Annotated in this window: 8 protein-coding genes and 1 pseudogene; 5 read left to right on the top strand and 4 right to left on the bottom strand. The window is 60.1% G+C overall.

All coding sequences use genetic code 11. The features are described 5' to 3' along the window. From VGK14_RS01220 to VGK14_RS01210, 3 genes and pseudogenes are all read right to left on the bottom strand, one after another. Positions 1-567, bottom strand: a pseudogene (locus VGK14_RS01220) (cyclic nucleotide-binding protein); the annotation flags it as partial. 11 nt (positions 568-578) lie between these two features. Further along, on the bottom strand, positions 579-1343 hold the full coding sequence (locus tag VGK14_RS01215; protein WP_331507084.1) for a 3',5'-cyclic-nucleotide phosphodiesterase: 765 nt from the start codon (positions 1341-1343) through the stop codon (positions 579-581). Positions 1344-1355: 12 nt separating this feature from the next. Then, the gene (locus VGK14_RS01210; RefSeq protein ID WP_331507083.1) at positions 1356-3590 is read right to left on the bottom strand and encodes an adenylate/guanylate cyclase domain-containing protein; all 2235 of its coding nucleotides are present in this window, start codon (positions 3588-3590) and stop codon (positions 1356-1358) included. Positions 3591-3685: 95 nt separating this feature from the next. On the opposite strand from VGK14_RS01210, the gene VGK14_RS01205 reads away from it, so the two are divergent. Further along, positions 3686-4354, top strand: a complete 669-nt coding sequence (locus tag VGK14_RS01205) for an alpha/beta hydrolase (protein WP_331507082.1) — start codon at positions 3686-3688, stop codon at positions 4352-4354. A gap of 16 nt (positions 4355-4370) precedes the next feature. Here VGK14_RS01205 and VGK14_RS01200 read toward each other — a convergent pair whose 3' ends face one another. Further along, complete coding sequence (locus tag VGK14_RS01200) at positions 4371-5795, bottom strand: hypothetical protein (RefSeq protein ID WP_331507081.1); 1425 nt, start codon at positions 5793-5795, stop codon at positions 4371-4373. Between the two features lie 236 nt (positions 5796-6031). Between VGK14_RS01200 and VGK14_RS01195 the strand changes: the two genes are divergently transcribed. The 4 genes from VGK14_RS01195 to VGK14_RS01180 all read left to right on the top strand — a co-directional run. Beyond that, complete coding sequence (locus VGK14_RS01195; RefSeq protein WP_331507080.1) at positions 6032-6262, top strand: exodeoxyribonuclease VII small subunit; 231 nt, start codon at positions 6032-6034, stop codon at positions 6260-6262. After that, positions 6255-7145 (top strand): farnesyl diphosphate synthase, encoded by an 891-nt coding sequence (locus VGK14_RS01190; RefSeq protein ID WP_331507079.1) that lies wholly within the window; start codon positions 6255-6257, stop codon positions 7143-7145. Before VGK14_RS01195 ends, VGK14_RS01190 begins: the two co-directional genes overlap by 8 nt. Beyond that, on the top strand, positions 7145-8986 hold the full coding sequence (dxs, locus tag VGK14_RS01185; protein ID WP_331507078.1) for a 1-deoxy-D-xylulose-5-phosphate synthase: 1842 nt from the start codon (positions 7145-7147) through the stop codon (positions 8984-8986). Before VGK14_RS01190 ends, dxs begins: the two co-directional genes overlap by 1 nt. 33 nt (positions 8987-9019) lie before the next feature. Beyond that, positions 9020-9329: GTP cyclohydrolase, FolE2/MptA family (locus tag VGK14_RS01180; RefSeq protein WP_331507077.1), on the top strand; the 310-nt coding region annotated here is incomplete at its 3' end.

Genomic DNA, 9329 nt, shown 5'->3' with positions numbered 1-9329 from the left:
CATGATGACGACTTGGCCCGCTTGGACCGGAACGTTGACCATGCGCCGGAACATTTCGTCGATATTTTCCGGGGGTAGCCGGCTGAATACGCCGCTTTGCAGGTTTTTTGCGCTGAATACGCCGGTCTGCTTCATCCAGCCGCCGGCGCCGCGTGCCGGTGTAGCAGCGGGGGGCTTGGGTTCTTCGTGTTTGGGGGCGGATTGCTCGTAGCCTGCCAATTGGTCCCAGGTCATCATGATATCGAGCAGGTCGGTGTCTATCCTCACGATTTCGATGTCGGTGAGCGCGACCGCAAGTTTAAGCCGGGTGCGGTTGCCGCCCACAGGAAAGCGCGCCAGGTCGGAATTCGCGCGCAGTACGATCTTGGTGTCGTCCTCGAATTTCAGCCCGAGGTCCCCGTTCAGCAAATAGAGGGATTGGGAATTCTTGACCACGTTCATGCGGAACGGATCGATGTTCTTGCTGACTTTTTCGACGAAGCACAGGTCGGCGATTTCCTGCTGACGGCCGGGGGACAGCAGGCATATCGGTTCCAGGCGGGATATCAGTGAGTTATTGACGGCCATGTCTTTAAAGATTACAGGCTAAATGTCTGGAAGTTCTGCAATGCCATCGGCTTGAACTCCGCGGCATCGGCTTCGACTTCCTGCATGATGACTTCGCCTTCACCCGGCTTGAGGTGGGTGATATAGATGCGTGCCGGGCGTTTGAGCTTGTGCAGTTCGTCGATCAGCAAGGCCGGACACAAATGCTTGGACAAGCGGGCCAGCCGGATTTCGGCATTGCTGAAGGCTGTTTCTATGATGAGAAACTTGAGGTTGTCGATCTTGTTGATGGTTTCCCACAGCTCGTCGCAGCTGGTGGTGTCGCCGGTGAACACCAGGCTGTTCTTGCCGTTGTCGAGCTGGTAGCCGACCGCCGGGACGGTATGGTTGGCAGGAATCGGGGTAATCAAACGCCCATTGATATCGACACTTTCGCCGATCCTGACTTCGCTATAGGCGAGAAAAGGGTTAGCCTCGTCGGGAATCGTATTGAAATCCGGCCATATTTTCCAGTTGAAAATATGATCCTTGAGGATTTGCCAGGTCTCGCGTGTCGCATGCAGCGTGATGTGCTTCTCGCGCAGGCCGATCACGGTGTCCACCAGCAGCGGAATGCAGGCGATGTGGTCAAGGTGGGAATGGGTGAGGAAGATATGGTCGATGGCGATCAGATCTTCCAGCATCAAATCGCCCACGCCGGTGCCCGCGTCGATCAGCATGTCGCGATCCACCAGCATGGAGGTGGTGCGTAGATTGCCGCCTATTCCCCCGCTACAGCCCAGTATTTTGACCCGCATTGCCCGATCCCGTCATTTCGTCTTGAAGGTAAATGCGCCGTCCCAGTCGTTACCCGGTGGATTGGCGCGGAAATAAGCGATACGTTCAATATACACTTCGTAAAGATAACGCCCCGGATAGGCTTTTTGCAAGCTAAGAAATTGCAGTTCGGCCAAATCCCAGTTCTGGGCGCGGTATAGTTTGAGCGCTTCGCGATAAAGCGCCAGTTCCTTTTCGGTTGCGGCATCGATATGGCCTTGCAGGCCGATCGGTTCATAAATCGCAACCGGTTCGTCCTTGCCCTTTACCCGCACGCGGTCCAGTTCGCGGAATACAAAATCGGGCAGTTTCTCCCTGGTGAATTCGCTGACGATGATATGCACGCCATACTGCTTGGTGAGCCCTTCCAGCCGCGAGCCCAGGTTCACCGCATCTCCCATCACAGTATAAGCCATGCGGAATTCCGACCCCATGTTGCCGACGGTCATGATGCCGGTATTGAGGCCCACCCCGATATTGATCGGCGGCCACCCCTTGGCTTCGAATGCGGTCTGCAGCGCCTGTAGTTCGTCTATCATGCCTATCGCCGCCAGCAGCGCGTGGCGCGCATGGTCCGGATCGGCCACCGGCGCGCCCCAGAACGCCATGATGGCGTCGCCCATGTATTTGTCTATGGTGCCGCGATAACGGTGGATGACATGTGTCATCGGCGTCAGGTATTCGTTCATCAGCAACGTCAGCTGCTTGGGATCCAGACCCTCGGAAATCGTGGTGAAACCGCGTACGTCGGAAAACAGCACGGTCAGTTCGCGGCTCTCGCCTTCCAGTGTGAAGGCATCCGGGTCCTTGGCCATCTCGTCCACCAGTTCGGGAGGCACGTACTGCCCGAACAGCCCGGCCAACAGGCGCTTGCCGCGCGATTCGACGAAAAAACCGTACGACATGTTGAGCAGATACAGTACCGCCACCATCAGCAGCATCGAGGCGATAGGCATTACCAGATTCGCCCGCTGCCACAACAGCAGGTTGAACATCGCGTAAACCGACAGTACCGCTCCCGCCAGCAGCGTGGACCACAAGGGGCTGAGCACCGCCAGGCCAAGAGCCAGCAGCGTGCCGGCCAGCAGCAGCAAGACCAGTTCTGCACCCAGCAGGTAGGCCGGGCGCTGCTTGATGTTCTGGTCGAGTATGCCGGCGATCATGTTGGCGTGCATTTCCACGCCGGCGTACACGTTCTGCACCGGGGCTGCGCGCAGGTCCATCAGCCCGGGGGCCGTCGTGCCCACCAGTACGATCGCGCCCTTAAGCACCTTGGGGTCGGCCTTTCCGGTGAATATGTCGGTCGCGGAAATGTAAGGAAAGCTGCCTTGCCTGCCGCGAAACGGGATCAGCGCGGCGACGCGCTCGTCCACCGGGATGCGCCGCTCCCCCAATTGCAGCCATTCCAGGCCGGCATAATTCTCGCCCGCGGTTCCCGTTACAAAGCCGGCTTCGATCTTGGGGACATTGAGAGACAGGCGCGCGACTGCCAGCGACAGCGATTCGTACAGGTTGCCGTTATATTCGGTAAGCATCGCGACCTTGCGCGAAATGCCGTCGCCATCGGGTTCCGGGTTGAAGTGCCCGGCTGCCGCCGCGTTTTTCTGCAATACCGGCAGATTGGCCCCGTACGCGCCGGCGCGGATGAAATCGACAGCGGAAGTATCGAACGTGCCGGCGGCAATCGCCGGGGCCGGCAAGGCGCCGACGCTGGCATCCTGGTTGCCGTTACTGCGGAAATAGTAGCCCAGCACCACCGGGCGGCCTTTCAGGGTGTCGGCGAACATCTGGTCGTAGTCCAGCGTCGGGCGTATTTTTTCCAGCGCCTTGCTGAACTCGCTGTTGGCCTTGAAGCGTTCGCGGCCGATTTTCTCCAGTGTTTTCAGGCCGGAGCTTTCATCTTTTTCGGCGAACACCACGTCGAAGCCGAGCACCTTGATCTTGTAATCGTCGAACAGGCGTGACACCATTTCCGCCAGCCGGTTGCGGCTCCACGGCCAGCGCCCCTGCGCGAGCAGGCTGCGCTCGTCGATGTCGACGATGACGATGCGCGGGTCGACGGTGTTGGGCATCATCACATTGAGCCGCACGTCGTAGGCAAGGTTTTCCATGCGGTCGATGAAGCCGATATGCAGCACGCCGATCACGTGCAGCAGAAATACCAGCAATACCGCAAAGCTTAAGCCGATGCGAACGCTGTGACGTTTAACGAGTTCCAGAAACTTCATCGGTATTGTTTGATCCCATGCGTGGCGGGAATTTTTCCGGCTAGCATAGCCCAAAACCCTTTTGTTTGACAGCAGCTAGAAAGCCCGGAGGTTCGATGGAAAAATCAGCCATGCTGGATGCAATAGAAATTTGTTCCGGCGCGTCTCCCGAAGCCAGCGTCATATGGCTGCACGGGCTGGGCGCCGACGGCGGCGACTTCGCGCCGATGGCCGAGGAACTGGCGCTGCCGATGGTCGTGCGCTTCATTTTCCCGCATGCGCCCGGCATGCCGGTGACCGTCAACAACGGCTGGGTGATGCCCGCCTGGTATGACATTTATTCGCTGGATATCGCCGGGGCGCAGGACGAGACCGGCATACGGGCATCACAAGCCGGGATAGAGGCATTGATCGCGCGCGAAAAAACGCGCGGCGTCGATTCCGCACATATCGTACTGGCGGGATTCTCCCAGGGCGGGGCTGTCGCGCTACAGACCGCGCTACGCCACAAGGATAGGCTGGGGGGCGTGGTCGCGCTGTCCACCTATCTCCCGTTGCATGACAGTTTGCAGGCGGAAAGCAGCGAAGCCAACCGTACTTTGCCCATATTCATGGCGCATGGCCGCGACGATACCGTGATTCCGCTTGAGGCCGCGCGAAAGTCCCGGCGCAGACTGGAGGCGGAAGGCTACCCGGTCGAATGGCACGAATATCCGATGCCGCACAGCGTATGCGGTGCGGAGGTCGATGATATTCGCGAATTTTTATTGCGGATACTGAGCTAGTCCGGGGTTGGCGGCTTCAGGCGGCGTTTCCCAGCACTTCGACTTCTACCCGAACCCAATCGTCTTTCCGTTCCATCAGCCTGGAAAGCCAGACGTGGCGCACCCGTCTGTCCAGCCGCAGGCGCAACTGGGCGTCGGCCTGGTATTCGATGGCCGGCAACAGCAGCGACGACGGGATGCCGCGTTCTTCGTCGGAGGAGATGAATACCCCGGGGAAAGGCTGGTTGCCGGGACCGTCGTGCATTTCCTGCAGCGTGCCGTACAGGGCCATGTGGCTTAGCACTTCGACGCCGACATACACCTTGCCTTCTTCCTGGTGCTTGAGGCTGCGCACCACGCCTACCATGCTCATGCCCAAATTCATTTCCTCGCGCAGCGCGATCAGACGGCCGACTTTGAGCCAGGTGTTCAGCTCGGTGCTGACGATTGCCCCGAATCCGTAGCGTGATTCGTTTTCTATACACCACAGCTCGCCACCGAGTTCCATGGATACGCCGCCGACCGCCTGGCTCTGCACTTCCTGGCAGACCGCATAGATGCCGTTGGCCACGCTGGCCTGTTTGGTCACCGTGTCGCGCTCGTCGGTACGACGCTGCCGCCTGTAGGCGGAGCGCGACCATTCGGCATGCATCTGCTGCAGGATATCGAGCTCTATCTCGCCTTCCGCATGGCGGCCGGTTTCGGCGTTTTCCATTGCCTGTTCGATATCCGCCACCATCAAGTCAGTCTGCCAATACCGGCAGCTATCCGTGGGTTCAAGATTGCGGATGCGCCGGCTGCCGCGGTCTTCGCTCAGGTTCACATAAAACAGCTGGCGCTCTTCCCGGTAGTCGCGTTCCAGCTCGAGCTTGCCGGACCACTGGTGCAGCCATTGGTAAATCGTTTCGATCTGATGCTTGGTGAGGTTGGTGCGGTTGATCGAATCCAGCAGCAGGTTATGCAGATAGAGCATGGTGCAGCTGACTGCAGGCTCGGTCTGATACAGCGGGATCGGCCTGGTTGCAAAATTGTCTCGCTCGGCGAACGCATAGAGCTTGTGAATGTCCAGCCACCAGCCGTTGGGGTCCGCAATGTAGCGAAAATTGCGCCATACTGCGGTGCGGCCGCAATGATAAAGGATGCGCGCCACTATGGCCGGAGCCTCAGCGGCGGAGCGCGCGTCTTGCGATATTTCGCGCAGCGATTGCGAATAAGCCCGCGCCCATTGGTCGTGATACGCATGGCCGGTGTTCCACAGATGCGCTTCCTGCTCGGCGGGCAGCCGCCGCGCTTCCGCATAGCGTTTGGCCAGCAGGCGCGCGGATGCGTTCAGGGTCGTGTCGGTTTCGATCAGCCATAGCAGCCGTTCATGGCCTTGCAGCGAAAGCTCGTGCAACTGGCGCAGTGCGAGTTCCTGCGCGGCAAGGGGGTTATCTGCAAGATTGTTGGCTAGCCATTCCATATTAAAACCGCTGTTTTTCGATGTCGGCGCCTAATATGACAACTTTATCGGCAATTGACAATGTCGCTGAGCTTGATTCGGCACTTCAGGCCGGCGATGCCTTGCAGGGATGAGGGTAAAATAACGGCCTGCAAGGCGATTCTCTGCCGATTTCCGTCGTTTTCCGAAGGCAGCTTGAATAAACCGATTTGACCAATGCCGCCTTTTTTTGATAGCGTTGCAAAGGAAAGGCGTCTATGACCAAAAGCTCCCCCCCCAAGAATTTCGAAACCGCGCTCGCCGACTTGACTGAAATCGTTCGCCAGATGGAAGAGGGCCAGCTGCCGCTCGAGCAGTCGTTGGCGGCTTACAAGCGGGGCGCCGAGTTGCTGCAGTTCTGCCAAAAATCCTTGCAGAACGCCGAACAGCAAGTGCGCATCCTTAACGGGCAGAACAATTTGCAGGATTTCCCGATCGCCGATGACTGATTTCAACGACTGGATGCATGCCATCCAGTCCCGTACCGAGGTGGTGCTGGAGCGGTTGCTGCCCTCCGGACAGGTTGTTCCCCAACGTTTGCACCAGGCCATGCGCTACGTCGTGCTGGGCGGCGGCAAGCGGGTGCGCGCCTTGCTGGCCCATGCCGCGGGAGAGCTATGCGATGCCGATCCGGCCAGGGTGGATGCCGCTGCGGCAGCGGTGGAGCTGATCCACGCATATTCTCTGGTGCATGACGACCTGCCCTGTATGGACGACGACGACCTGCGGCGCGGCAAGCCGTCCTGCCATAAACAATTCGACGATGCGACAGCGCTCCTGGTGGGCGATGCATTGCAAAGTCTGGCCTTCCAGGCGCTGGCCCAGCCCGGCTTGCTGCAGGATGCGGCGTGCCAGTTGACAATGAGCCATTTGCTGGCGCAGGCTTCCGGTTCGCGCGGCATGGCCGGCGGCCAGGCCATCGATCTCGCCAGCGTAGGGCTGGACCTGACGCAGATGGAGCTGGAATTCATGCACATCCACAAGACTGGCGCGTTGATCCGGGCGGCGGCGCTGCTCGGCGCCCATTGCGGGCAAACCCATAACGTTTCCCGGCTGGCGGCGCTGGATCATTATGCCAAGAGCATCGGGCTGGCTTTCCAGGTAGTGGACGACATACTCGACAGCGAAGCGGACACCGCGACCCTGGGCAAAACCGCCGGCAAGGATGCTGCACAGAACAAGCCCACTTACGTCACTATCCTCGGGCCGGAACGGGCCAAACGCTTGGCGCAGGAACTGCACGACAGCGCACTGGAGCAACTGGTGCCGTTCGGCGCGCAGGCGCTGCGGTTAAAGCAGCTCGCCGCTTTTATTACACAACGGCAATTCTGATGACTTCATTGCTCGAACAGATCGACTTCCCGGCGCAGCTGCGCCAGTTGGAGCGCAAGCAGCTGCCGCAGCTGGCGGATGAGCTGCGTGCCTTCCTCATCGAGAGTGTGGCCCAGACCGGCGGGCATTTGGCGTCCAATCTGGGCGTGGTGGAACTCACCGTTGCGCTGCATTACGTGTTCAATACCCCGGACGACCGGCTGGTGTGGGACGTGGGCCACCAGACCTATCCGCACAAGATCCTCACCGGGCGCCGCGCCGCGATGTCGGGTCTGCGCAAGGAGGGCGGCATCGCCGGCTTTCCGCGCAGAGCCGAGAGCGAATACGACGCCTTTGGGGTAGGCCACTCCAGCACCTCGATTTCCGCCGCGCTGGGCATGGCGGTGGCGGCGCAGCAGCAGGGCCTGGGGCGCCGCGCGGTGGCGATCATCGGCGACGGAGCGATGACTGCCGGCATGGCGTTCGAGGCGTTGAACAACGCCGGCGCGATGGATGCCAACCTGCTGGTGATCCTCAACGACAACGATATGTCGATTTCGCCCAACGTCGGCGCGCTCAACAATTATCTTGCCAAGCTGCTGTCCGGCCGCCTGTACGACCGCATGCGACGCGGCACCGAAAAGGTGCTGGGCGCGGCGCCGCCGCTCTTGGAGCTGGCCAAACGCGCCGAGGAGCACGTCAAGGGCATGATGACGCCGGGTACGCTGTTCGAGGAGTTTGGCTTCAACTACATCGGGCCGATCGACGGCCATGACCTGGATGTATTGGTGGCGACGCTATCCAATATCCGCCAACTGCAAGGGCCACAATTCCTGCATGTCGTCACGCAGAAAGGCAAGGGCTACCAGCCGGCCGAAGACGACCCGGGAAAATTCCACGGCGTCGGCAAGTTCGACCCCGTCAACGGACTATGCGCGCCCGGCAACAGCCAGCAGACCTATACCCAGATTTTCGGCGACTGGCTCGCCGACATGGCGGGCGAGGACGAGCGCCTGATCGGCATCACGCCGGCGATGTGCGACGGCTCCGGCCTCAACAAATTCCAGCAGCAGTTTCCGCAGCGTTATTTCGACGTCGGCATCGCCGAACAGCACGCGCTGACATTTGCCGCCGGCCTGGCCTGCGAAGGGCTGAAGCCGGTAGTGGCGATTTATTCCACTTTTCTGCAGCGCGCCTACGATCAGCTGATCCATGACGTCGCCCTGCAAAACCTGCCGGTGCTGCTGGCGATAGATCGCGCCGGGCTGGTCGGCGCCGACGGTCCCACGCATGCCGGAAGTTTCGATATTGCATATTTGCGCTGCATCCCCAATATAGTGCTCATGGCGCCCAGCGATGAAAACGAGTGCCGCCAGATGCTGACCACCGGCTTCCGTCATGACGGCCCGGCCGCGGTGCGCTACCCGCGCGGGTGCGGGTCCGGCGTGGCGGTCGATGCGGCGCTGCAGGCCTTGCCCATCGGCAAGGGCGAAATCCGCCGGCAGGGCCACAAGGTGGCGATCCTGGCGTTCGGCAGCATGCTGGCGCCGGCCTTGGCGGCGGCGGAAAGCCTGGATGCGACGGTCGCCAATATGCGCTTCATCAAGCCGCTGGATGAGGCGCTGGTATTGGAACTTGCCGCCGGACATGATCTGCTGGTGACGGTGGAAGAAAATAGCGTCATGGGCGGTGCGGGCAGCGCGGTGGCGGAGGTGCTGGAAGCCGCCGGCAGAGAAAAGGGCCTGTTGCAACTGGGATTGCCGGACCGTTTCATCGAACACGGCGCGCCGGAAAAGCTGCTTGCCGCCTGCGGACTGGATGCTGCGGGCATCCGAACCGCGATTGAGAAACGATTGTCCTAGTGCTATACTCAACTATTAGCGATTAGAAATATTATGAACCAACTAAGCACCCCATCTATCGAAGACGTCCAGAACACCCCGGACGTGCGCCATCTTGCGATCGACAAGGTCGGCATCAAGGCCATCCGCCATCCGATCAAGGTCAAGGACAAGAGCGGCGGGGTGCAGCATACCGTGGCGATGTTCAACATGTACGTGCATCTGCCGCACAACTTCAAGGGCACGCACATGTCGCGCTTTGTCGAGATCCTCAACATGAACGAGCGCGAGATTTCGGTGGAGAGTTTCGAGACCATCCTGCGCGAGATGGTCAAGCGCCTCGAGGCCCAGTCCGGGCATATCG

Origin of the sequence: Novimethylophilus sp., from assembly GCF_036504375.1 — a bacterium.
In the GTDB taxonomy this organism is placed as follows: Bacteria; Pseudomonadota; Gammaproteobacteria; order Burkholderiales; family Methylophilaceae; genus Novimethylophilus.
The sequence above is the reverse complement of the archived record's forward strand: the minus strand, read 5'-3'. Positions and strand labels throughout refer to the sequence as shown.